Source organism: Psychrobacter sp. C 20.9, from assembly GCF_001921765.1.
GTDB classification, from domain to species: domain Bacteria; phylum Pseudomonadota; class Gammaproteobacteria; order Pseudomonadales; family Moraxellaceae; genus Psychrobacter; species Psychrobacter piscatorii_B.
In genome coordinates this window covers 101,391-124,329 of the sequence record NZ_MRYC01000008.1, presented here as the reverse complement: position 1 = coordinate 124,329, position 22,939 = coordinate 101,391, and the positions used below count along the sequence as shown (strand labels likewise).

Genomic DNA, 22,939 nt, shown 5'->3' with positions numbered 1-22,939 from the left:
TATTTAATGGAGTCGATCTTGTCTATATCTAACTCACCTAAAAGCAGCTACCCAGTAGCGGTAGATGAAGTAGAGCGTATCAACAAGTTGAAAAAATATCAGGTACTCAATGAAGATGAGGAGCCTGCATTTGATCGACTCGTTGCACTCGTAAAACTGTTTTTTGATGTGCCGGTGGTAACGATCACTTTTATGGATGAGGAAACGCAATATTTAAAAGCAGCCTGCAAATTCAACAGTGAGACTGAGAGTGTACGTACCACAACACGTGAAGTAGCCTTTTGTAATTATACGGTTTTATCTAATGAAGTCTTTGTGGTGCCAGATGCATTGGAGGACAGTCGCTTTCATCAGAATCCATTAGTTACAGGCTTGTCTCATTTGCGGTTTTATGCGGGTGCACCGATCATTTTGCATGAGGGCAATAAAAGTTACCGGTTAGGTTCATTATGCCTGATGGATACCAAGCCCAATCATAGCTTTAGTGACCAACAAAAAGAGATATTGGCGCAGTTTGCGATGATGGCAGCAGATGCGTTGAAGCTACAGGACAAAGAACGTGATGCCAAACATGCCAATGAGATGAAATCTAACTTTTTGGCCAATATGAGTCACGAAATACGAACACCAATGAACGGTATTATTGGTATGGTAGAGATGCTAGGTGACACTGAGCTTAGCGCTGAACAGCGAGAGTATGTAGATAATATCAAAGTCTCTAATGAGCATTTGATGGTGATTATTAATGGGATTTTGGACTTATCGAAAGTTGAGTCTGGAAAAATGTATATTGATTCTATCCCACTCAATTTATCTACATTATGTAATGAAGTGGTCAGCCTATTTTCTACTAAGGCACGTCAACGAGGTTTGACGCTAGATTACCATTATACCGAGTCGTTATCACCTTATGTAAAAGGGGATCCGGTACGTCTCAAACAAATCATTGCAAATCTTGTGAATAATGCAATCAAATTTACTCGTGAGGGCGGGCGAGTGAGCATTGATGTCAAGCATATGGATAACTGCTATCGTGAAAATATTGATAAAAATAGCATGAGGCAGGAGACGTTAGAACGTAAGGCGGATAAGAATATAACCTTATGTATTGAGGTCACAGATACAGGTGTCGGTATAAAAGCTGAGTCATTAGAGGCAATATTTGATGCTTATGATCAAGCCAATAAATTCACGCATCGTCTCTATGGTGGTACAGGTCTTGGGCTCTCCGTCTGCAAATCTCTTGTCGATCTGATGGGTGGGTATATTTGTGTCGATAGTACCGTAGGCGTTGGTACTACATTTCGAGTGTTATTGCCGCTACCGACTATTGATGAAGAGAAATACGAAGCATGGCAAGACTCTCATGATCTCACAATGGCAGAGCCTAGCCACGAGCGTGCAGGTCATATCTTATTGGTAGAAGATGATACCGTTAATGCCATTATTGCCAGAAAGGCACTGACCAATAGCGGTCATACCGTCACTCATGTGACTGATGGTCAACAAGCGATTGAAGCTTTTGCTTTGTTTCCCAAACGTTATGATGTCATCTTGATGGATCATCACATGCCGATTTTGGATGGTGTACAGGCCACTATTAAGCTGCATGAGCTTTATGACCCTCAAGACCTACCACCTATTATCGCTTTGACTGCCAATGCCATGGATGGAGAGCGCGAAAAGTACTTAAAAGTGGGTATGCAAGATTATTGCACCAAACCTTTTAAACAGGAGCAGCTAAATGCTTTAGTGCAATATTGGTTGATACAAAAGCAGCTATCAGAAGAGGAGTAAGTCACAGGTCGTTATCATGATAATTGCCATGACAATGACTATTAAATATTAGGCGCGACTAACTAAATACTAGGCGCTACCAAACGTTAAAGGCGACTATGCGACAATGAATACAGCCGCTGTAAACACAAAAAAGCTTAACCGCTCTATAAACGGTTAAGCTTTTTTATTAGTAATCAACACAACAATCTCAGCGATCAATCACGCTTATCGCGCTATTAGTTTACGCGAGTTTGGTAGTCACCCGTACGCGTATCAACACGGACGATTTCACCTTGCTGTACAAATAGCGGTACACGTACCACGGCACCAGTTTCTAGCTTAGCCGGCTTGCCGCCGCCACCTGAGGTGTCACCGCGTACACCAGGATCGGTTTCTGTGATTTGTAATTCAACAAAGTTAGGCGGCGTTACTGATAAAGGTGTGCCATTGAACAAAGTAATGGTGCATAGAGCATTGCTGTTCTCTTTTAACCACTGTATCGCGTCGCCCATCGCGTTTTTGTCAGCTTGAATTTGCTCAAAGCTTTCAGGATGCATAAAGTGCCAAAACTCACCATCATTGTATAGATAGTTCATTTCCGTATCCACCACATCAGCCGCTTCTAAGCTGTCGCCTGATTTGAATGTTTGCTCCAGTACTTTACCACTACGAAGATTACGCAGCTTAACGCGGTTAAAGGCTTGACCTTTACCGGGTTTGACAAATTCGTTTTCAAGAATGGCACAAGGGTTGCCATCAAGCATGACTTTTAGACCAGCTTTAAATTCATTAGTAGAAAAACTTGCCACAAGAGACTCCTAGGGGTTGTAGATATGGTAGTAGATAGATATGAGGCTGACTGTACCAAAAGTTGCTGCCAAGCCAAGTGCTTACGTATTAGCAGTATACTTTGATAGGGTAGACACTAAGGGCGTATAATATCCGATTTTGGGTACAGGTAGTAGGCTGTCATGATAAACCATTTAATCACACAAAAAAACTGGCAAACGCAATTATCGGAAGCCATTACCTCTGTTGATGAGCTGCTCAGTCTCCTAAAACTTGAATCATTGCGCGCAGACGTCTATGTGCCGAAGCATTTTGTGCTGCGTGTGCCGCGCGGCTTTGTGGCAAAAATGACTGTGGGCGACCGTGATGATCCTTTACTAAAACAAGTCCTACCAGATAAGCGTGAGCAGATTGCGGTCACTGGCTATGTGGCGGACCCGTTAAGTGAACACAGCCAAAACCCTGTCAAAGGAATGCTGCACAAGTACCAATCAAGAGTATTACTGACGATCACTGGGGCGTGCGCGATTCATTGTCGTTACTGTTTCCGTCAGCATTTCGACTATAGCGCCAATATGCCAACTGCTGATGCAAAAGAAAATATCATCAACTATATCAGCGCGCATCCTGAAATCAATGAAGTGATTTTGAGCGGGGGTGATCCTTTAAATGTGACCAATAGACGTTTATTTGCATGGTTAGATACTTTGGAATCTATTCCGCAGCTGACGACGATTCGACTACATACTCGTCTACCGCTGGTTATTCCAGCCCGATTGGATGACGCACTATTAGACAGACTGTCTCAAAGTCGTTGCCGTCTCGTGATGGTCATTCATTGTAATCATGCCAACGAGATTGATGATCTGACAGCAGAGTACCTTCAACGTGCTCGCGCAGCTGGCGTGACGATGCTAAATCAAGCAGTACTATTAAAAGGTGTTAACGATAATATCGATGCTCAGACAGAATTAAGCCAGCGTTTGTTTGCTTGTGGCGTACTACCGTATTATTTGCACGTATTGGATAAGGTGGCTGGTGCCGCGCATTTTGATAATGACGAGCGGTCGTCAATTGAGCTCTACTGGTCGTTATTGGCAGCATTACCGGGATATTTGGTACCCAAGTTGGTCAGAGAACTGCCGAATAGGCCATTTAAGGTGCCGATTGATATTTACAAACATATTTAACGCAGGCAATATAGGGGTGCAGAAAAAACCTGTTAAAAAGAGACGATTGTTGATAAAAATTGGTCAGTGACTGATTTTTTATAAGAAGGGGGTCACGGTATCAGGCATTATATTGATAGAACGCCTAAAATATATTGTCTAACAATAAAACGTCTATCGTTCATACCCATAGCCTCTTTAAAACAATACACAGTTTGCATGCTTTTTACCTGATATTGCTCTACTTTGTGTGGTTGCATACTTGCCTCTTGTCAACTTACTCAGAGTGACTAACAGTGAGTAGGAATACTGATGATAACTTTCTCTATGTTTCAAGAAACCCTTTCTTCCAAAGAGCCACTACCAACGCCAAACCAATCAGGGAGCGGCCAAGAGCATCATTTTCTCAAACTATTGACAACGCTATCTTCACAAACCCAAGAGCAGCAAGCTGAGCACTTAGAAAAAGTTCTCTCCGTATTATGCGAGGCCAATATAGATGAGCTTCAACGCCTTAAACTGATGACGGCTGTGAGCGATGCTTCAGATCGGTTGATTGCCACGTTACGACAGCAGTATATTTATGAAACAGGCGTGCTGAGTGAGGTGCAGTTGGGTTATGTGGCTCAAGTAAAATCCTTGCATTATTTAATTATTTTGGCTTATGACAAGGTTGTACGTCGTCAAGAATTAATATCAAACAGTCAGCCAAAAAATATTTTAAAGAAAGGTTTTCCGCGCTATTTTAATACTAATAAAAAGCGCGCCAATACGCTTACGGTTGCCATTTATCAGTCGCTACTGAGGTACCACAAGCTATTGTGTGAAGAGGCACTTTGCTATCGCAAGCCATCAGATTATCTCTGGTCGAGAATTAATCAGCTGTATCATCTCGCTTATCAACAGCGTGTGTCTCATCTCGATCTGAATCGAGAAACAGTGACACCTTACACAAATAGTATTCATCAGCTTTATTGCCAAATATGTTTGCATAGTTTATTGAATGTATGTGCCATGCGTCGTCCTAATGTTCTATTGGTACAACGTTTATTGCATGAATGGTCTCATTATATTGTTGCGACAATAGAACCAACGACGGAAACACGCGTGTTCGTAGATTTACAGAGTGATAAACCACCAACGTATCTAACGCCCAACTCTGAGATAAATCCCTATGAAGATCGCTATGACTGTTTGTTTTTAGAGCTGACTCCTATGGTGCAGTATTTTAATTCACGTAGGCAGCTATCCACTGAGAGGAGTAATGTGGGGATAGGACACGGTCTGTTGAATACAATATCAATGACAGTCAGTTATCGTTATCTACAACCACAGCTCACGCTGCCTACTAAATATGGTATCAAACATCGTGCGAGTTTAATCGCTGGTTTTAACAGTATCCATCACCATGTTGGTGACTCAAACAGCTTTGCTAGCTTGATAGCAATAGATGAGTTATCCATAGATGAGCGCCCTCGTTATGACACGGTTAATGCAGAGCAAAACAGTAATAGCGTATTAGACATAGAGGTGTTTGACAGCCATGACAGTCTGTCATTATTTCGTACACTGCGATTGGTACCAACAGTAGATGTCTTGAATGAAGAGCATGTTGGAGAGGAAGCTCTTGACATGGATACGATAGATGGCGAGCTTGTTGCAACCACACCGCCATCATTACATATCATGAGTTTGTTCTTACTCTGTCAACCTGATGTGTCAGAGCAGCCTGATTGGTCAATAGGGGTAGTACGTTGGCGGCACTTTGATACCAAAGACAAAGAGGTTGAATGGCAATTGCTTGGTCATCAGATTGTGGCATGCGGGTTGCGCTTGGAAGGGAGGGACCCACTGAACCATCATTTTGTGCCAGCGCTGATTCTTGGCAAAGATGAGCAGCTGCAAACCATGAGTTCGCTTATTGTACCTTCGTCTTACTTTCAGCCTGATGATAGAGTCATCATGCGTATCAACAGTAAACAGACCCATTTACGTTTGGGTCGTAGATTACTGATGACTGACGGGTTTAGTCAATACGAAATAGCCAAATAATGACTATTTATAAATTTACTGAAAGAAAGATAGGTTGTACCGTATAAGAAAAAAGGCTGATGTTTTTTTGATGATGATATTAAACAAACAAGGTCATAAGTTAACCTGCAGTCAACCGAATTATTGTCTATAATGAGGGATATTGTTACTCTGATTTATAAGATACCTCGGGCGCTAGAATATATCATGCCAACTAAAACTCAGCCACTATCACAATACTTACTGAGCCTACTCTCTATAATGTTTTCTAAGCTAGGTTAGTTTTTGGAAACAGTATAAGGTGTCAAAAATAAGAGATAAAGATACAACCATAAGATTAAAAGGCTACCTATGCGCATTCAGTCCACCTTAAATTTATTAGTGATTAACGATGATCAGCTCTATGCTGAGCGTCTTGTACATCTACTGAGTGATTATTATGACAGCGTGAATTTAGGATTTTTGGATGATAAAGAAGAGCTATTAAAAGTACTGCGCCAGTCATGGGATGTGCTGGTGTTCGGTAGTGCCTATGATATGAGCTTTACGGATGTGGTTGGCATCATTCAAGAGCATAGCATTGATTTGCCGATGATTTATTTGATGAAGGATGAGGTAATATCGACCGCGTGTAATGATGAGGGGTTGCCTGCGGTGATGAGCGGAACCATGGTCAAAGCACTCAAGGCTGATCAAGAGATGGCTATCGTTATGGCTATCTGCTTACAGCATGACAGCTTGCGTAGTCGCCGTGAGCTCAAGAAACTACGCCATGTCCTATCAGAAGCAGAGCAACGTGCCAATGTGCTGATTAAAAACTCGAAAAGTGCAGTTGCCTATATCGATGAAGGTATCCATATCTTTGCCAATGATCCCTATCTTCAACTGTTTGGCTTTCGGTCAATGAATGATGCCATAGGTGTGCCTGTTGTTGATTTGATTTCAGGTGGCGATAGTGTCAAGGACTTCAAGCAATTTCTACGTCAGTTCGATAAAGGTAGCCGTGACGAAGTTGAGTTTAACTTTGAAAGCGTGCGCACAGATGGCAGTACTTTTGAGGCAAAATTACAGTTGGCATCTGCGACTTTAGATGGCGAACCCGTTACTCAGATTATCATACAACAAAATGCTAGCAACAGCGCAGAGGTTGCCAAACGCTTGGCTGAAGCAGAGCGTAAAGATAACCTGACAGGTGTGAATAATCGCCGCGGCTTTGAGGAGCAAATGGCGATAGTACACCAGCAAGCAACTCAAGGCGTGCTGACAGCAGCATTGCTCTATGTACAGCTCGATAACATTGGAAAAATAAGAAGTAGCCTCGGACTGCAAGGAGTAGATACGACTGTCAAACAGGTTGCCTATGCACTAGATGAACTGGTATCGAATGGACATGTCAGCCGCTTTAGTGATACCGCATTTATGATACTTGTCAAAGACAAAACTACCTCAGAGCTCGAAGAGCTGGCTGAGAACATCGGTTCGCGTATCAGTGAGATGCTCATTGAGGTAGATAAGCGTACGACGAGTACCACGGTAAGTATCGCAATCGTCAAAATCGAAAAAAATACCGCAGAGCCCGCTATAATAATAGAGCGTGCTATGGATGCTATTAGCCAGATCATGGTCGAAACCTCTAACCATGGTGGTACTTATCATCTATATGATCCAAGTGAGCATGCCAATAGTGATGATCATGCGCTTGCTGAGTCTCTGATTGATGCTATTACAAACAGTCGATTTGAGCTGTCATTTCAACCAATATACGATATCAATCAAGATCGTAGTGACTTTTTTGAAGTGTATCTACGTCTGCCATTGGCCGATGCCGATAACACGGTATTGACTCCTGATCAGTTTATGGCTGTGGCCAGAAAACACAAGCTACTTGAAAAGATAGATCGCTGGGTACTCATTAATGCGTGCAAAAAAATCAATGATGTCCGTAAAGAGCATCCTGAAGCCAGACTATTGGTGCAGCTAACCAGTGCCTCATTAATTGACAAGAAACTGCCCAATGTGGCAAGCCAACTGATCAAGGCAGTAGGCGGCGCCGCTGGTGTCTTAACGTTGCAATTTAACGAAAAAGACATCTCGGATCATTTAACTGTGGCAAAATCCCAGTTTTCGGCCCTTGATGAAGTCAACTGTCAAATGGGCATTACCAATTTTGGTTCTTCTGCCAAATCTATCGAAATTGCCAATTTAGTGCAGCCGGATATCGTGCGTTTGGCGCGTAACTATGTACAAGATATCCATTCAGCAGATAACTTAGACACGGTTAAATCACTTATCATGCGCATCAATGAGGTAAATGTTGATGTGCTAATGCCGTATATTGAAGATGCAGCGACTATGTCAGTCGCATGGAGTGTGGGGGCGCGCTATCTGCAAGGATACTATTTAGAAAAGCCTAGCAAAACGCTAAAGATTGCCAGTTAACATATTGCGATGCTACAAAATCTTTATCGCTAATGCTCACCAACCAAAGATTGCCAAAATGTCTATTATTAGTAAATATCAAATAAGCAGTCTTTTTGCCGCTGTTTTATTGCTCACTGCTTGTGAGCATACCCCGCCTGATCATCGCGACCCTGTGACACTACCACTATATGTCAATGGAGATGCAGATAATGGCTCGTTAATTTATCAAGATGCTTGCAGTCAATGCCACCAGCTCAACGCTGGTCTCAATAAAAAGGGCCCGCAATTAATGAATATATACGGCGCACCAGCTGCTGAGCTAAAAGATTACACTTATAGCAAAGGGCTCACAGAGTCAGGATGGGTATGGGACGCCAAAACACTCGATCCCTATATCGCGGATGCACAAAAAGCCATGCCAGATTCAAAGATGCTATCAGACCCTATGCCAGATGCCAAAGAGCGCGCGGATGTTATTGCGTATTTATCAACCCTCCGCGCTGATGCGCCGATCGTCGTAGATGATGCGAACTGACCTTACTGGTTGATCGTTATGACCCAAAAAATGAGCCGATAATTTACTATGACCCATGCCCCTAACGATAGAGCACCATCACCTACATATCAAAAAATAGCCAAAACGCTTAGTCAATCCGCTCCTAGTGGCACCGATTTGCAACGCAATCAGCAGAAAATTGCACAATTGATGGCGCAATTGAACCAAATTGTATTGGACAAACCGCAAGCAGTTAAATTGGCACTCAGTGGCATACTAGCAGGTGGGCATTTATTGCTACAAGATTTACCTGGTATGGGTAAGACAACTCTGGCTCAAGGGTTAGCTAAGCTGTTAGGCCTGAGTTTTAGCCGAGTGCAGTTCACCAATGACATGCTCCCTGCCGATATCTTAGGCATGAGTATCTATGACCAAAGTAAACTGCGTTTTGAATTTCGTCCCGGTCCTATTTTTACTCAACTGCTACTGGCTGACGAAATCAACCGCTCCAGCCCCAAGACGCAAAGCGCACTCCTTGAAGCAATGGAAGAGCGACAAGTGACGCAAGATGGACAAACTTATCCTTTGCCGCAGCCGTTCTTTGTTATTGCAACCCAAAACCCACTGCAACAAGCTGGCGTCTATCCGTTACCTGAATCACAGTTAGATAGGTTCTTGCTGTGTCTGTCATTGGGCTATCCATCACCTATGGCAGAGCGTGAACTACTAAAAGGTCAAGATCGCCGTGAGCTATTAAAGGATCTAGATACGGTGCTTGATACTGAGGCTGTGCTATTGGCACAACAAGGCGTAAAACAAGTTTATGTGGCGGACGTGGTATTGGATTATCTACAAAGACTTGTTGCAAAGACTCGAGCAAGCCAAGAGTATCATGGGTTATCACCACGTGGCGTGCTATCGCTACAGCGTGCTGCACAGGCTTATGCTTATGTGTCGGGGCATATGGAGGTGACGCCTGAAGATATCCAAGCGGTCTTCGCTGCCGTGGCTGATCATCGTCTCGGTCAGCGTTTCGTACCCGCGCATGTGACTGGTGGGCAGGCAACAAAAACCATCGCCCAACGCATTTTAGCAGACGTGCCTGTCATCGTTTAGCTGTCTATATTTTTAGTTATCTATATTGAAGTACGAGCAGGTTTGATAATACATGGCTATATCATTGAGTCCGTTAGGCTGAGGACTAGCGACTAGAGTCAATTACATGGTAAGAATAGGGTAGTCATGAGCTTTTTACCAAAAGCCTTAACCGCGTCAATCAGGTCAGCAATGAGCCGTTGGTTTGCCTCGCGCGCACCCAAAAATGATAGCGCGACGCTCAATCTACGCAACGTCTATATTTTTTTTAGTCGTGAGGGTATGCTATTTGCTGTGCTATTAGTGATTACCTTTATCGCAGGTATCAATTATGGCAATAACTTGGTACTTGGCTTGTGCTTTTATCTGGTCAGCGTCTGGCTAATCAGTTTTCATGTGACTTTTGCTCATATATCTGGCTTACAAGTGCATTTGCTGGAGGTCACTATGACAGAGGCGGGGACACCTGCTTGGGTGACACTGCAACTCAAAAGTGAGAGCCGTCAACCACGGCGACAGTTATTATTTGAGTTTGAGCAAGCAGCTGACAAGAAGGATAAAAGTGGCACGAATCGGCAAAGCTCCATACTCGTAACGAGTCTACAAAGTGAGCAAACTATTCGCCTACCTGTTCAAACTTACAATCGCGGTCCTCTTGAGCTGCCACGACTAATAATTAAAACCGTTTATCCTTTGGGTATTATGCGTGCTTGGTCTTATGTCTATTTTGCGCGTAAGACTTGGGTGTATCCCAAACCTGAAGCATTTGACTGGCAGGTGCAGTATTCAGTTGCAAGCTCGGAGGATCTACCAGTCGGTGGCCAATATAAGCAAGGACAGGATGATTTTGAGCGGCTAGACAGTTATATTGAAGGGGAGTCACTGGCCCGTGTCTCTTGGGGCCATGTGGCACGGGGTCAAGGCATGTTTACCAAGCACTTTGCAGACCCTGTCGGTCATGAGCAAACGCTTGATTATGCAGATATGCCAGGTGCTCATCATGAACAGAAGCTTGCGCAATTGGCTCATGGGGCGTTGACATTGGGTCAATTAGGCGTGCCCTTTCAAATGCGTTTACCCAATGATACGCCTACTAGCGCAGCGGTGGGTGATGGCGAGACTTTTGCGCAAGCGTGCTTGCTAAGGCTGGCGAAAGCACCATGAATGAACCCAAACAGTTTTCTGCAACCGATGCCACAAAAACGGCAAGCTTTGAGCAGTTAGCACTCGGTCAAAATATACAAGCGAAAAGTGGCATAGCAGCTGATAATAAATGGTATCGGCGATTACTGGCTCTACCAGCCTACTACTGGGTGCTAATTGCTCAAATAGCAGTCGTGTTGCCACATGCTGCTCACTTGCCAATATGGTTAATCGGGTTTGCGGCGATTAGTATCATTGCCCAACTACCGCGTCTCAAGAGTCGGCTAAAAAAACTCTCGCATTTAAAACGTGTCTATCAAAGCATGCAGATGCTGGGTTTTTTATTAGGTCTAGTAGGTCTATGGCTAACGTATAACACAGCATTTGGGCTGGATATGGGCGTGGCATTTTTGGTGCTATGTCTCGCTAGTAAGCTTTGGGAGCTGTACAAGCGGCGCGATGCTTACGTGGTGTTGAATCTATCGTTATTTGTACTTGCTGCATTGTTTTTAATGGATCAAGGGTTGCTGACAACTTTAGAGGTGGTACTGGGCGCTGTTATTGTCCTGCTGGCGTTTATTGCCCTAAACGACGATAGCAATGATGACGGTGATGGACGCCTGCGTACTTTAGGGGTATTAGGGATTGGGGCACTGCCATTGTTAGTGGTGCTGTTTCTATTTTTCCCTAGGCTGCCGCCACTGTGGTCAGTACAACTATCAGGTCAGCAAGCGACCACAGGTGTGTCTGATAGTATGTCACCCGGTGATTTTGCTATTCTAGGCCAGTCAACTGAGCTGGCTTTTCGCGTAGAGTTTGGCGATGAGCGTCCACCGCAACAGCAACTATATTGGCGCGGACTCGTGTTTAGTGATTTTGACGGAGTTACCTGGCGTCCAAGCAATCAGGTAAGCCAATGGCCGACTAGATCGCAAGCCCCTACATGGATCCAAAATGCCTTTGCTACCGTTCCTGAGCAAGTGCAAGCCGCACCTACTCGCTATCAAATTATCCTAGAACCTACTCAGCAGAACTGGTTATTCGGGCTCGATTATCCTTTTTCTCAGCAGCCAGATATCAACATTACTTCCAACTTTACATTATCAAAAGATCAGCCAGTCACGCAGCAGCTTCGCTATAATGTAATGCAATTCTCATCAATGCGTATTGACCCGATTCTGACTGATGCATCACGACGTGTGAATCTTACACTACCAGCAGAGGGCAATCCGCAAGCACGCGCGCTTGCTAAGCAGTTATTTGTACAATCAGGCTCAGATCCAGTGCGCTACATGGCTGCTATCGAGCGCTGGATCAATCAAACAGAGTTTCGCTATACGTTGTCACCGCCACGACTCAATACTGATCGTATCGATGAGTTTTTGTTTCAGACCAAAGCAGGGTTTTGTGAGCACTACTCTTCAAGCTTTACCTTTATGATGCGCGCAGCTGGTATTCCAGCGCGGGTAGTAGCAGGCTATCAAGGTGGTGAGCTGAGTCAAGGTGGTGATGTTTGGGAGGTGCGTCAAAAAGATGCGCATGCATGGACTGAAGTTTGGCTCGAAGGCCAAGGCTGGGTACGTGTCGATCCCACGTCATTTGTGGCGCCTGAGCGAGTTGAGCAGGGTATGAATGCGATGACCCAGCAGCAAGGCGCAGCCATGTTTGGCAGTGGTGCTAGCGCGCAAATCAGCTACCAGCAGTATCAAATGCTACAAACACTACGTCGCTTGTCTGACCAAGCCAGTTACTATTGGCAAAAAGACGTGGTTGGTTATGATCAAGACAAACAAGCAGATTCGCTATTAAAATGGTTTAATATCCGCTCCATTATGCAGCAAGTGATTTGGTTAGCGGCCAGTGCTATTATCGTTATGACTACCTTAGTATTCATCATTTGGCAGCGGCGGCGCAAACGCTGGCATCCAGCAGATTTGCCGCTTGCCCAGCTCTCAAAACATATCGGCAAGCGCGATAAATTATTGGCTCGAGAGGATAATGAAGGACAGTTGGCATGGCTAGAACGCTTAGCATCTGCTATCGATAGACGGTTAGATAACGATACTCACCGTCATGCAAGTCGTTTAACAGACAGTGAAAACCCGATAGCGATTCAGACAAAGCTGGTTGAAATTAGACAAGATTACCGTCAGCTACGTTATGGGCGCCTGAGTAACTTGGATACTAACCATAGTGAATATCAAAAACTACTTAAGCAGCTGAAAAAAAATGTGCGCGAATTATTGTAACGTTTTAATGGATGGCGTTGATAATTTGAGTGAGATTAAAGATGCTGACACATGGATATGTAGCAAATATCAGTAAAGGTTGTTTTGAGAAGATAAGTAAGAGAGAGTGTCTCATGGCGGTATATGTAGATGTTGTGCAGATAAAATTCAAAGGCTATAAATGGTGTCATATGCTTGCGGATAGTTTGCAAGAGCTGCATGATTTTGCAGCATTGATTGAGGTAGATCCACGTTTATTCCACCGCACCGCAAGCTACCCGCATTATGATATTACCGTGCAAATGCGCGAAACAGCCCTTGAGAATGGGGCGCTGCCTGCCGACAGGAAAAAAATTATTGAGTGCGCAAAGAAGTTAAAAGTAGAGCTGCAGTCTGAAATGTCGTTATCTGATAGTGACTGATGCAGCTTATAAGTTACACAAAGAAAAAGGTGGGTAGAGATTTTGCTCACCCACCTTTTTTTTTGCTTAGATGATACTTTTCTCGTTTGATATTATTTGGCAACTGCCGCCGTGCTGATCGCGTTGAGCGCTTTTGAGGCATTATCAAGCTCAGTATCACAGCCTTTGATATGGTGGCGTGTCTTTAGGTAGTCAGGATTATTGTATGAGAGCCAGACGTTTTTATTGGCATCTTCACTGATTAGGATTTTTTGTAGTAAATCAATGGCAACCGTTTGTTCGCAATTCATCAATGGCGTGCCTGCTTTAGGATTACCAAACATCACGACTTGCGTTGGTCGTAATGATAGATCGACACTTTGCGCATTTTTTTGATGATCGATTCGCGCAAATACTTTCATGCCTTTACTTTCAATAATTGAGACCAGCTTATCTGCGGTATCTTGGACGGAATGATTGCTTTGTAGGGTTACTAGACCTTTGTCAGCGTTGATTGACTGGGTTGTTGCTGTCGGTGAATCAGTAGCATCGGCTTTATTCAAAAACGTATCGACACTGGCACAAGATGACACGGCCAATGCTAGAGCGGCAATAGAGACAATTTTAATCGTAGTGATATCCTTGAGCGATCCGTAGTAGGTGGCAATACCCAATACTTATTGTGCGTCATCAGGCAGGGGATGGCAATATATTCCAATTGATCGTTACACCAAACGCTCTGCCAAATAGTCGACCAGTAGTCTGATTTTTGGCGATAGTTGACGGTTGTGTGGGTAGAGCGCCCAAATGCTTTCTTTGGGTTCTCTATAGTCGTCGAGTAAGCTCACCAACGCACCCGATGCCAGATGTTTTTGTACGTAGTAATCAGGCAACTGTACGATACCAAGCCCTTTTAACGCCGCATCAACCAGACTATAACCGCTGTTGCACTGTATGGTACCAGAGACGCGCAAGTTCTTTTCTGTACCATCTTCGACAAAATGCCAATAGTCGCGCGTACCCAATAGGCAGTTATGTTGACTGAGATCGTCAAGCGTGCGCGGTACCCCGTATTGATTGAGATAGGCTGGTGTCGCACAGACAAAATTGGTGCGCAGGCTAAGCTTTTTTGCCATCATCGTAGAGTCGCGCAACTTGCCAATACGAATGGCCAAATCGTAGCCACCCTCGACCAAATCAATCTGTTGATTGCTCAAAAAAGCAGTTACTTCGATCTCACGATACTGCATCATAAAATCATTGATGAGTGGTAGTAGTTGCTGCTCGCCATAAGTCACAGGCGCGGTCAATTTAATTCTACCTTGAGGCTTTGATTGCAAATTGCTCACCGCTTGCTCAGCCGCGTTCAAACCATCGAGCACACTGCGGCAATGCTGATAAAACACGCGGCCCTCTTCGGTGAGTGAGACTTTACGCGTGGTACGATATAGCAGCTTTATATTCAGTCGCTCCTCTAATGCACTGATCTGGCGGCTGACTTGCGCAGTCGAGATGCCAAGCACTTTTGCAGCGCGCGTAAAGCTCCCATACTCTGCCACACAGACAAACTCACTAATCCCTTCCCAGCGCATGATTATTACCAATATGTAAAAGATATTTGCAAATATAGCATATTGTTATCTGCTCAGAAATAAATATAATGGTTAGTATCAATGTAAATAGATGCTGCTTTATGGTCATCAATGCTTGCCTACAGAGGGCAGGCAAGATAAGCTCAGTCTATCTTTATCCGTTTTAGTCACAGAAATCGTGACGATTAAAACGAGCAGATAGCCTTATTGAACAAAAAGAATGATTGGGCGAGAATGACGTTTTAAGTTTACGTTACGTTACAATCCATCAATAACAATCAAAAAGAGATTTTCCTATGTCAGATAAATTTATCAAATCAAAAGCCGCCATCGCTTGGGGCCCAAAGCAGCCATTGTCTATCGAAGAAGTAGACGTCATGCTACCACGTAAAGGCGAAGTACTGGTAAAAATCGTGGCCAGTGGTGTCTGTCACACAGATGCTTTTACCTTATCTGGTGAAGACCCAGAAGGCGTATTCCCAGCGATTTTGGGTCATGAAGGTGGCGGTATCGTTGAGCAAGTCGGCGAAGGCGTAACCAGCGTTCAGGTTGGTGATCATGTCATTCCGTTATACACGGCAGAGTGCGGCGTTTGTAAAATGTGCCGCTCAGGAAAAACCAATCTTTGCTCAGCAGTACGCGAGACGCAAGGTAAAGGCTTGATGCCAGATGGCACGACGCGTTTTTACAAAGACGGCGAGCCTATCTATCACTATATGGGTTGCTCAACGTTTTCTGAATATACTGTGCTACCAGAGATTTCTCTAGCCAAAGTCAATAGAGAAGCGCCATTAGAAGAAGTTTGCTTGCTTGGTTGCGGTGTGACCACGGGCATGGGCGCGGTCATGAATACAGCAAAAGTTGAAGAGGGCGCAACGGTTGCCATCTTTGGTCTAGGCGGCATTGGACTATCCGCAGTGATTGGCTCTGCGATGGCAAAAGCCCAACGTATCATTGTCATCGATATCAATGAAAGCAAGTTTGAGTTAGCTAAAAAACTAGGCGCAACCGATTGTATCAATCCAAAAGACTACGACAAACCGATTCAGGAAGTCATCGTTGATCTAACTGATGGCGGTGTGGATTATTCGTTTGAATGTATCGGTAACGTCGATGTCATGCGTTCAGCGCTAGAGTGCTGCCATAAAGGTTGGGGCGAGTCAGTCATCATCGGTGTCGCTGGTGCTGGACAAGAAATCTCAACCCGTCCATTCCAGTTAGTGACGGGTCGCGTCTGGAAAGGTTCAGCATTTGGTGGTGTGAAAGGCCGTACGGAGCTACCAGGTTATGTCGAGCGCTATCTGGCAGGTGAGATTCCTTTACAGGATTTCATCACCCACACGATGCCAATAGAAGACGTGAACGAAGCGTTTGACTTAATGCATAAAGGTGAGAGCATCCGTACGGTTGTTAATTTCTAAGCCTCATTGCTGAGAGTCATAGCCGTATCATGGTTTTAACCTGATAACGCTACAATAAAAAATGCTGCTTCGATGTCGAAGCAGCATTTTTTTATTTTATTTTTTTACAATGACAGACGGTTTAGTCAGTCATGTTCGCCAATTGTTCTAATATGCTGATGTAATTTTCAACTCCTTGCGCACCGCTGACCAAATGACGCTCGTTGAAGATAATCGCCGGCACACTTTGAATGCCTTGCTGCTGCCAATGCTGTTCCTCTGCTCGCACTTCTTTTGCAAAGAACTGACCTTCTAGCACTGCCAGTGCCTCACTACGATCCAGTCCAGTCTCAGCTGCAATGTCAGCAAGCACATTGATATCGGAGATGTTTCTATTATCGGTAAAATGTGCCGCAAATAACGCTTGTTTTAACTCATGCATATATCCTTGCTGGTCTGCAAAATGCAGCAGCTGATGCAGATTAAATGTATTGTGCATGCGAGTGTCGTCATTGAAATTAAATTCAAAGCCGACTTCCTGTCCAGCTTCAGTCATTCTGACTCGGCTAGCATCTGACTCTTCTTTAGTCGAACCATACTTTTCGATAATGTGCTCACGCAAGTTTTGCCCCTCGCTTGGCATGTGAGGATTCAGCTCAAACGGATGCCAATGAATGGTGTGTGCGGTATTGGTTTGCTCAAGTGCTGCTGCCAGTTGGCGATAACCGATGACGCACCAAGGGCAGACGACGTCTGAGACGATATCTATTCGGAGTGGTTTTTCTGATGTGCTCATATATCCTCGCAGGCATTATTATTTATTTTTTATGACGGTATTTTATAGCTAGATATATCAGCCAAAGCGACTTGGTTGAATCAGCTTTGGATAATATCACTCAGTCAATATTAAGAGAATGAGGGAGCGATTACAATGTAGTCTGCACAGTCTGCGTTATCACTTAGGTAGCTCAATTGTAAATATTATCAGTAGGATAGCCGAAATTTTTGCAAAAACGGTCTAACAACTGACGCACTGATAACAAAACCCATGACTACTTAACCAATCTGCCGTGGTCACAAAACAGGTTTTTATTTAAAGTTGCTCCATTGAAATTAGCGATGATTATTTATAAATAACGCTAATACTAATAATTCAATAAAAAATAAAAACTTAACACTCACTATGGTGTCATATATGAAAAATATCACTGAAGCAATGAAATGGCGTTACAGCACCAAAGACTTTGACACCAACAAAAAATATCAGCAGAAGACTTTCAGAGTCTAAAAAATATCTTACGTCTCAGTCCGTCGAGCACCAATATTCAACCTTGGCATTTTGTGATTGCTGATGACGAAGCTGGTAAAGCTCGAATTGCAAAAGGCACTGAGGGCATGTATGAATTCAATGATGCCAAAGTAAAAGATGCCTCGCATGTCATTGTATTCTGTAGTCGTGTCTATGCCGATGACGAGTTTTTAGAAGGCTTGCTCGACAAAGAAGATGCCGATGGTCGCTTTGCAGAACCAAAGTTCCGAGAGCAAATGCATCAAACGCGCAAAATGTTCTTGGACATTCGTCGCTACGAGCAAAAGGACGAGCCGCATTGGTTGATAGAGCAGTTGTATCTCAATATGGGTACATTACTACTAGGCGCTGCTACTTTGGGTATTGATGCTGTGCCGATGGAAGGCGCAGATTTAAAAGCACTTGATGAAGAGTTTGAGTTACGTAGTAAGGGCTATACCGCTGTTGCCGTGATATGGCTTGGCTATCGTAGTGAAGATGATTTTAATGCTGATCTGCCTAAGTCTCGATTTGACGAAAAAACAATCATCACTAAAGCCTAGTTTTAGGTGTTTGATTTGAAATGATCATTCTAAAGTAGCCTCATAATAGTTCTATAAACTTTCGTTTGTGGGGCTTTTCTTTATTGAAGTCTATTTAATATACTACCTTTTTTTAAAAAATAGATTGCCCACTTCACATAATATATTGCTAAATTATATGACGTGAGTTTGAGTGCTGATAAATTAAAACCAATTAATACTAGCTAGCAGCGGATGGTTAGGCTAATTGAGGTAAATGATTATCAGTTAGCTTAAAGCGATTGGTAGTACACACTTTCAGGTACTGCCTCGGATTAAAAACTACACTGCAACAACTACAAAATAAAAACAAAACAAGTTTTTTGGTACGCCATAATGGATTTATTGCCATGGATTTATTGCCGCCGTAGCTATAAGGCGCTTTTTTCACCCATTATATTCATCTGCCAGCGAGAAGCCAGCATGTCTACCTTGACGTTAACAATCAATAAGCAGGATTATCAGCTCGAGAATCTTGACGCCCGTACGACACTGCTCGACGTCTGTCGTCAACATTTACAAATTACTGGACCCAAAAAAGGCTGTGACCACGGCCAATGCGGCGCTTGTACCATGCTCATCAATGGTCGCCGAGTCAACTCTTGTCTCACACTTGCTATCATGCATGATGGTGATGAGATTACGACCATCGAAGGCATCGGTATGCCGGACTCACTATCGGCGCTGCAACAAGCGTTTAAAGACAACGACGCTTTTCAGTGCGGGTACTGCACCCCAGGTCAAATTTGTTCAGCGACTGCCTTAATAGAAGAAGTAAAACAAAATTGGCCAAGTCATGTGAGCACAGACTTGCAGAATCCTGATAGCCTTCTAGTACAAGAAATCGCTGAGCGCATGAGTGGTAATGTCTGTCGCTGCTCCGCTTATCCCAATATCATTAAAGCCATCTCACAAGTACTTGAAAATGAGATGTCAGAGTCTGCTGCCCAGACCAATGACACCTCTACACAAAATTCAAGCGTAACAGGTATTTGGTCACCGCCGCCAAGCGAGGCTCAGTTCCATAAAGCCTCAGCGAATAACAAAACAATAACAGGCAAGGCAGGAGACCACTCATGAAACGTTTTGAATATAGCCGCGCTGATGCACCTAAGCAAGCCGCAACCTCTGCTAGCAGCAAAGACGCTTCTTTTATCGCAGGTGGTACTAACTTATTAGATCTCATGAAACTAGAGATCGAAACCCCAATCAAACTGGTCGATATCACTCGTTTAGAATTAGAGCAAGTAGAAACGACTGCCGATGGTGGTTTACGTATTGGTACGCTTGTGACCAATAGCGATTTGGCCGCGCATCCTGAGGTGATTGCAAACTATCCAGTATTGTCCCGAGCTATCTTGGCAGGAGCGACTGGTCAGCTACGTAACAGAGCGACAACGGGCGGCAACTTTTTGCAGCGTACTCGTTGCTATTATTTTTATCAAACAGACAGCGCTTGTAATAAACGTGAACCGGGCACAGGATGTCCTGCTATCAACGGGGAGAACCGTACCCTAGCTGTCTTAGGTACCAGTGATTCATGTATTGCTCAGCACCCATCCGATATGGCAGTGGCAATGCGCTTACTGGATGCCACGATAGAGACAGTTAAAGCAGATGGCTCGACTCGCGCTATCGATGTCAAAGATTTTTATTGTTTGCCAAAAGACACGCCGCATATCGAAAATGTGCTAGAAGCAGGCGAGCTGATTACTCATGTTGTATTACCTGCCCCTATTAAGGGCATGCATACCTATGACAAAGTGCGTGATCGCGCTTCTTACGCCTTTGCACTGGTATCTTGTGCCGCAGTCATCGATGCTGACGACAATGGCAACCTAAAGACAGTACGATTGGCGTTTGGCGGCATCGGTACCAAGCCATGGCGTAATGAAGAGGTTGAGGCACTATTAATGGATACCGATGGCAATAGCGACGTTATCACGCAGGCCGCTGATCTATTATTGCATGATGCCAAAGGTAATGGTCAGAACGACTTTAAAATACCGTTGACGCGTCGCCTACTAAAACAAGTTATTCAGCGCGCATTAGCGGGCGAGGGAGCATAATCATGGCACTATTAGAATCAATCACCCAGTCAGAACCAACCAAAAAACTGACCATGGATGAGCCTGTTGAAACGCTATTTAGCACAACGGCAAGCAAGCTAGTTGGTAAGCCAATCAACCGTGTTGATGGTTCCCTAAAGGTTAGCGGTCAAGCGAAATACAGTGCCGAAATACACTTGGACAATCAAGCCTATGGTGTATTGGTAGGCGCGACCATTGCTAAAGGTCAAGTTGAGAGTATCGATAGTGACTCTCTAAAAGGCATTCCTAATATTATTAAAGTCGTGACCGATCCTGAGCACTTTTTGCGTAACTCTCAACAAGGGACAAAAACTAAAGCACCCAAGCAAGGGGTTAGCGAGATTTTTTATCATGGTCAGCCTATTGCTGTCGTGGTTGCTGAGACTTTTGAGGCGGCAAGAGAAGGCGCTAAAGCGCTGAAAGTGACTTATAAGGATGAGACTGACCAAGCGGCATTAAACTTTACTCAAGAGCTCTCTAACGCACATGCGGTAGATGAAGAAAAAGGCTCTGATAAAAATAATGTCCAAGGCGATCCAGACCAAGGCTTAGCTGATGCGGCAGTGACCGTTGATCGCTTTTATCATACCCCAAGTCAAAGCAACTCTCCGATGGAGCCCCATACAACGTTGGCTCATTGGGAAGGCGATAAGCTCGTTCTGTATACTTCCAATCAGATGATCGCTTCTTGCAAACAGCAAGTCATGGATGCTCTGGACCTAAATAAAGATCAAGTACAACTGATCGCACACTATGTGGGTGGTGGGTTCGGTAGTAAGCTCGGTATTGCTCCTGAATCTATTGCAGCGGCGATTGCTGCGAAAGATCTGGGTCGTCCTGTGCTAATCACTATGACGCGTTCACAAGTGATGGAAGCAACGGTCAGACGCTCAAACACGCGTCAGCGTATCGCTATTGGTTGTAATAAAGAAGGTATTATCAACACATTTATTCATGATACTACGACCAGTAATTTGCCAGGAGAAGCTTTTTTTGAGCCGACGGCATTATCTACCCATTATCTATACCGTGGTGAAAACCGCCGTGTACATTATCAGATGGTAGATATGAATCAAGTATTATCAGGCTCGATGCGTGCGCCGGGTGAGGCGGTGGGTTTGATTGCGGTTGAATGTGCCATGGACGAGCTAGCCTCACAGCTGGACATTGATCCAATCGAGCTGCGCCGCCGTAATGAGCCTGAAGAGGACCCTACCGAAGAGATTCCTTTCTCCACCCGTCAGCTAGTCGCTTGTATGGAGAAGGGCGCTGAACAGTTTGGTTGGGATAAGCATAATCCCAAGCCTGCCAGTCAATTAGAAGGTGACTGGTGGATAGGTACAGGCATGGCGGCGGCTGCCCGTGGTAACCAATTACAGCCATCTGAAGCACGTGCAACCCTACAGGTAGATGAGTCAAAAGCACTTGGTATCAAAGCAGTTATCGAGACAGACATGACAGACATCGGTACAGGGTCTTATACGGTGTTTTCTCAGGTAGCGGCAGACCTGTTAGGACTGCCTATCGACCATGTTGAGATGAAACTAGGTGACAGTGCATTGCCACCAGCATCAGGCTCAGGTGGCAGTTGGGGTGCTGCGAGTGCGGGTAGTGGTGTCTATCTTGCTTGTGAGCAGCTGCGTGAAATGCTAGCAGAAAAAGTTGGTCTGTATCCTGACAACATTCAGTTAGACAATGGTCAAATCAAGAAAACAGGCGAGCATGCTTTAACGGCAATGGAGGCTGCCAAAAAGAGCGGCCAATCATTTGCTGACAGCACTATTGATAAGCTATCGCAAACCACAGGGCTTTCGCTATCAGGACAGTCAGCATCACAAGAGTATGATTTTGATAATACAGAGTCTTATGCGCTTGCGGATGTGGTCGCTGACTATGATGAGCAAAAAATCACTGCTAAAGGCCAGATAAAACCGGGTAAGAACGGTAAGAGCCATCGCCAAGCCTCTTTTGGCGCGAACTTCGCTGAAGTGGCGGTTCATAAAGTCACTGGTGAGATTCGGGTGAAACGTATGACAGGTGCATTTGCCGCTGGTCGTATTCTGAACCACAAAACTGCAACGTCGCAATGCTATGGCGGTATGGTGTTCGGTATTGGCTCAGCGTTGATGGAAGAAGTGATTCATGACAAACGTGACGGTCGTCTCTGTAACCATGACCTTGCCGAGTATCATGTGCCAGTTAATGCGGACGTACCGCAGTTAGATGTCATATTGGTAGAAGAAGATGATCCTTATACCAATCCAATGCACATCAAAGGTATCGGTGAGACGGCTATTGCAGGTGCTGCTGCTGCGATTGCCAATGCTATCTATAATGCGGTCGGTGTGCGTGTTTATGACTTCCCGATTACCCTCGACAAGCTGCTTTATGAGATGCCAGAGTAGTTTTATCAGCTTATGTATGACAAGAACCCGC

At 44.4% G+C, this 22,939-nt stretch carries 18 protein-coding genes; 14 read left to right on the top strand and 4 right to left on the bottom strand.

Annotated elements, in window-relative coordinates; translation table 11 throughout:
- The first annotated feature begins 18 nt into the window (after positions 1-18).
- Positions 19-1,797 carry a GAF domain-containing hybrid sensor histidine kinase/response regulator gene (locus tag BTW00_RS07235; RefSeq protein WP_256714027.1) on the top strand — a complete coding sequence of 593 codons (1,779 nt, stop codon included), beginning with the start codon at positions 19-21 and terminating at the stop codon, positions 1,795-1,797.
- 218 nt (positions 1,798-2,015) lie between these two features.
- On the opposite strand, the gene efp is transcribed toward BTW00_RS07235, so the two are convergent.
- Entirely contained in the window at positions 2,016-2,588 is a 573-nt protein-coding gene (gene efp, locus BTW00_RS07230; protein WP_075106852.1) for an elongation factor P, read from the bottom strand.
- Between the two features lie 162 nt (positions 2,589-2,750).
- Here efp and epmB point away from each other — a divergent pair, with 162 nt between their 5' ends.
- The 8 genes from epmB to BTW00_RS07190 all read left to right on the top strand — a co-directional run bounded on the left by epmB (position 2,751) and on the right by BTW00_RS07190 (position 13,573).
- Positions 2,751-3,758 (top strand): EF-P beta-lysylation protein EpmB, encoded by a 1,008-nt coding sequence (gene epmB / locus BTW00_RS07225; protein ID WP_075106851.1) that lies wholly within the window; start codon positions 2,751-2,753, stop codon positions 3,756-3,758.
- Positions 3,759-4,049: 291 nt separating this feature from the next.
- Positions 4,050-5,789 (top strand): hypothetical protein, encoded by a 1,740-nt coding sequence (locus BTW00_RS07220; protein WP_075106850.1) that lies wholly within the window; start codon positions 4,050-4,052, stop codon positions 5,787-5,789.
- Between the two features lie 330 nt (positions 5,790-6,119).
- Complete coding sequence (locus BTW00_RS07215; RefSeq protein WP_075106849.1) at positions 6,120-8,207, top strand: EAL domain-containing protein; 2,088 nt, start codon at positions 6,120-6,122, stop codon at positions 8,205-8,207.
- A gap of 58 nt (positions 8,208-8,265) precedes the next feature.
- Positions 8,266-8,724, top strand: coding sequence for a cytochrome c family protein (locus BTW00_RS07210; protein ID WP_075106848.1), 459 nt, complete (start codon positions 8,266-8,268; stop codon positions 8,722-8,724).
- 48 nt (positions 8,725-8,772) lie between these two features.
- Positions 8,773-9,801: a MoxR family ATPase gene (locus BTW00_RS07205; RefSeq protein WP_075106847.1), complete on the top strand. Its 1,029-nt coding sequence runs from the start codon at positions 8,773-8,775 to the stop codon at positions 9,799-9,801.
- A 126-nt stretch (positions 9,802-9,927) separates the two neighbouring features.
- Positions 9,928-10,944 (top strand): hypothetical protein, encoded by a 1,017-nt coding sequence (locus BTW00_RS07200; protein ID WP_075106846.1) that lies wholly within the window; start codon positions 9,928-9,930, stop codon positions 10,942-10,944.
- Positions 10,941-13,172 (top strand): DUF3488 and transglutaminase-like domain-containing protein, encoded by a 2,232-nt coding sequence (locus BTW00_RS07195; RefSeq protein ID WP_075106845.1) that lies wholly within the window; start codon positions 10,941-10,943, stop codon positions 13,170-13,172. Before BTW00_RS07200 ends, BTW00_RS07195 begins: the two co-directional genes overlap by 4 nt.
- A gap of 113 nt (positions 13,173-13,285) precedes the next feature.
- Entirely contained in the window at positions 13,286-13,573 is a 288-nt protein-coding gene (locus BTW00_RS07190; protein WP_075106844.1) for a DUF4031 domain-containing protein, read from the top strand.
- 92 nt (positions 13,574-13,665) lie between these two features.
- On the opposite strand, the gene BTW00_RS07185 is transcribed toward BTW00_RS07190, so the two are convergent.
- Both BTW00_RS07185 and BTW00_RS07180 read right to left on the bottom strand, forming a co-directional pair.
- Positions 13,666-14,226 (bottom strand): DUF302 domain-containing protein, encoded by a 561-nt coding sequence (locus BTW00_RS07185; RefSeq protein WP_256714026.1) that lies wholly within the window; start codon positions 14,224-14,226, stop codon positions 13,666-13,668.
- A 51-nt stretch (positions 14,227-14,277) separates the two neighbouring features.
- Complete coding sequence (locus BTW00_RS07180) at positions 14,278-15,144, bottom strand: LysR family transcriptional regulator (protein WP_075106843.1); 867 nt, start codon at positions 15,142-15,144, stop codon at positions 14,278-14,280.
- Positions 15,145-15,440: 296 nt separating this feature from the next.
- Between BTW00_RS07180 and BTW00_RS07175 the strand changes: the two genes are divergently transcribed.
- Complete coding sequence (locus tag BTW00_RS07175; RefSeq protein WP_075106842.1) at positions 15,441-16,565, top strand: S-(hydroxymethyl)glutathione dehydrogenase/class III alcohol dehydrogenase; 1,125 nt, start codon at positions 15,441-15,443, stop codon at positions 16,563-16,565.
- 121 nt (positions 16,566-16,686) lie between these two features.
- Here the strand turns inward: BTW00_RS07175 and BTW00_RS07170 are convergent, their stop codons facing one another.
- Positions 16,687-17,340, bottom strand: coding sequence for a DsbA family protein (locus BTW00_RS07170; RefSeq protein WP_075106841.1), 654 nt, complete (start codon positions 17,338-17,340; stop codon positions 16,687-16,689).
- A 464-nt stretch (positions 17,341-17,804) separates the two neighbouring features.
- Here BTW00_RS07170 and nfsB point away from each other — a divergent pair, with 464 nt between their 5' ends.
- The 4 genes from nfsB (at position 17,805) to BTW00_RS07150 (ending at position 22,908) form a co-directional block, all read left to right on the top strand.
- On the top strand, positions 17,805-18,395 hold the full coding sequence (gene nfsB, locus BTW00_RS07165; RefSeq protein WP_305956139.1) for an oxygen-insensitive NAD(P)H nitroreductase: 591 nt from the start codon (positions 17,805-17,807) through the stop codon (positions 18,393-18,395).
- Between the two features lie 441 nt (positions 18,396-18,836).
- Positions 18,837-19,493 (top strand): 2Fe-2S iron-sulfur cluster-binding protein, encoded by a 657-nt coding sequence (locus BTW00_RS07160; protein WP_058024418.1) that lies wholly within the window; start codon positions 18,837-18,839, stop codon positions 19,491-19,493.
- A complete protein-coding gene (locus BTW00_RS07155) occupies positions 19,490-20,482 on the top strand; it encodes a xanthine dehydrogenase family protein subunit M (protein ID WP_071002181.1) in 993 nt (330 codons plus the stop codon). Before BTW00_RS07160 ends, BTW00_RS07155 begins: the two co-directional genes overlap by 4 nt.
- 2 nt (positions 20,483-20,484) lie before the next feature.
- Positions 20,485-22,908 (top strand): xanthine dehydrogenase family protein molybdopterin-binding subunit, encoded by a 2,424-nt coding sequence (locus BTW00_RS07150; protein WP_075106840.1) that lies wholly within the window; start codon positions 20,485-20,487, stop codon positions 22,906-22,908.
- Positions 22,909-22,939 lie beyond the last annotated feature (31 nt).

Excerpts from the sequence above, each read along its gene's own strand:
- BTW00_RS07160 (WP_058024418.1), top strand. The coding sequence starts at position 18,837 with ATGTCTACCTTGACGTTAACAATCAATAAGCAGGATTATCAGCTCGAG.
- BTW00_RS07180 (WP_075106843.1), bottom strand. The coding sequence starts at position 15,144 with ATGCGCTGGGAAGGGATTAGTGAGTTTGTCTGTGTGGCAGAGTATGGG.
- BTW00_RS07220 (WP_075106850.1), top strand. The coding sequence starts at position 4,050 with ATGATAACTTTCTCTATGTTTCAAGAAACCCTTTCTTCCAAAGAGCCA.
- epmB (WP_075106851.1), top strand. The coding sequence starts at position 2,751 with ATGATAAACCATTTAATCACACAAAAAAACTGGCAAACGCAATTATCG.
- BTW00_RS07210 (WP_075106848.1), top strand. The coding sequence starts at position 8,266 with ATGTCTATTATTAGTAAATATCAAATAAGCAGTCTTTTTGCCGCTGTT.
- BTW00_RS07215 (WP_075106849.1), top strand. The coding sequence starts at position 6,120 with ATGCGCATTCAGTCCACCTTAAATTTATTAGTGATTAACGATGATCAG.
- BTW00_RS07175 (WP_075106842.1), top strand. The coding sequence starts at position 15,441 with ATGTCAGATAAATTTATCAAATCAAAAGCCGCCATCGCTTGGGGCCCA.
- BTW00_RS07205 (WP_075106847.1), top strand. The coding sequence starts at position 8,773 with ATGACCCATGCCCCTAACGATAGAGCACCATCACCTACATATCAAAAA.
- BTW00_RS07195 (WP_075106845.1), top strand. The coding sequence starts at position 10,941 with ATGAATGAACCCAAACAGTTTTCTGCAACCGATGCCACAAAAACGGCA.
- BTW00_RS07170 (WP_075106841.1), bottom strand. The coding sequence starts at position 17,340 with ATGAGCACATCAGAAAAACCACTCCGAATAGATATCGTCTCAGACGTC.
- BTW00_RS07190 (WP_075106844.1), top strand. The coding sequence starts at position 13,286 with ATGGCGGTATATGTAGATGTTGTGCAGATAAAATTCAAAGGCTATAAA.
- BTW00_RS07150 (WP_075106840.1), top strand. The coding sequence starts at position 20,485 with ATGGCACTATTAGAATCAATCACCCAGTCAGAACCAACCAAAAAACTG.
- BTW00_RS07200 (WP_075106846.1), top strand. The coding sequence starts at position 9,928 with ATGAGCTTTTTACCAAAAGCCTTAACCGCGTCAATCAGGTCAGCAATG.
- BTW00_RS07155 (WP_071002181.1), top strand. The coding sequence starts at position 19,490 with ATGAAACGTTTTGAATATAGCCGCGCTGATGCACCTAAGCAAGCCGCA.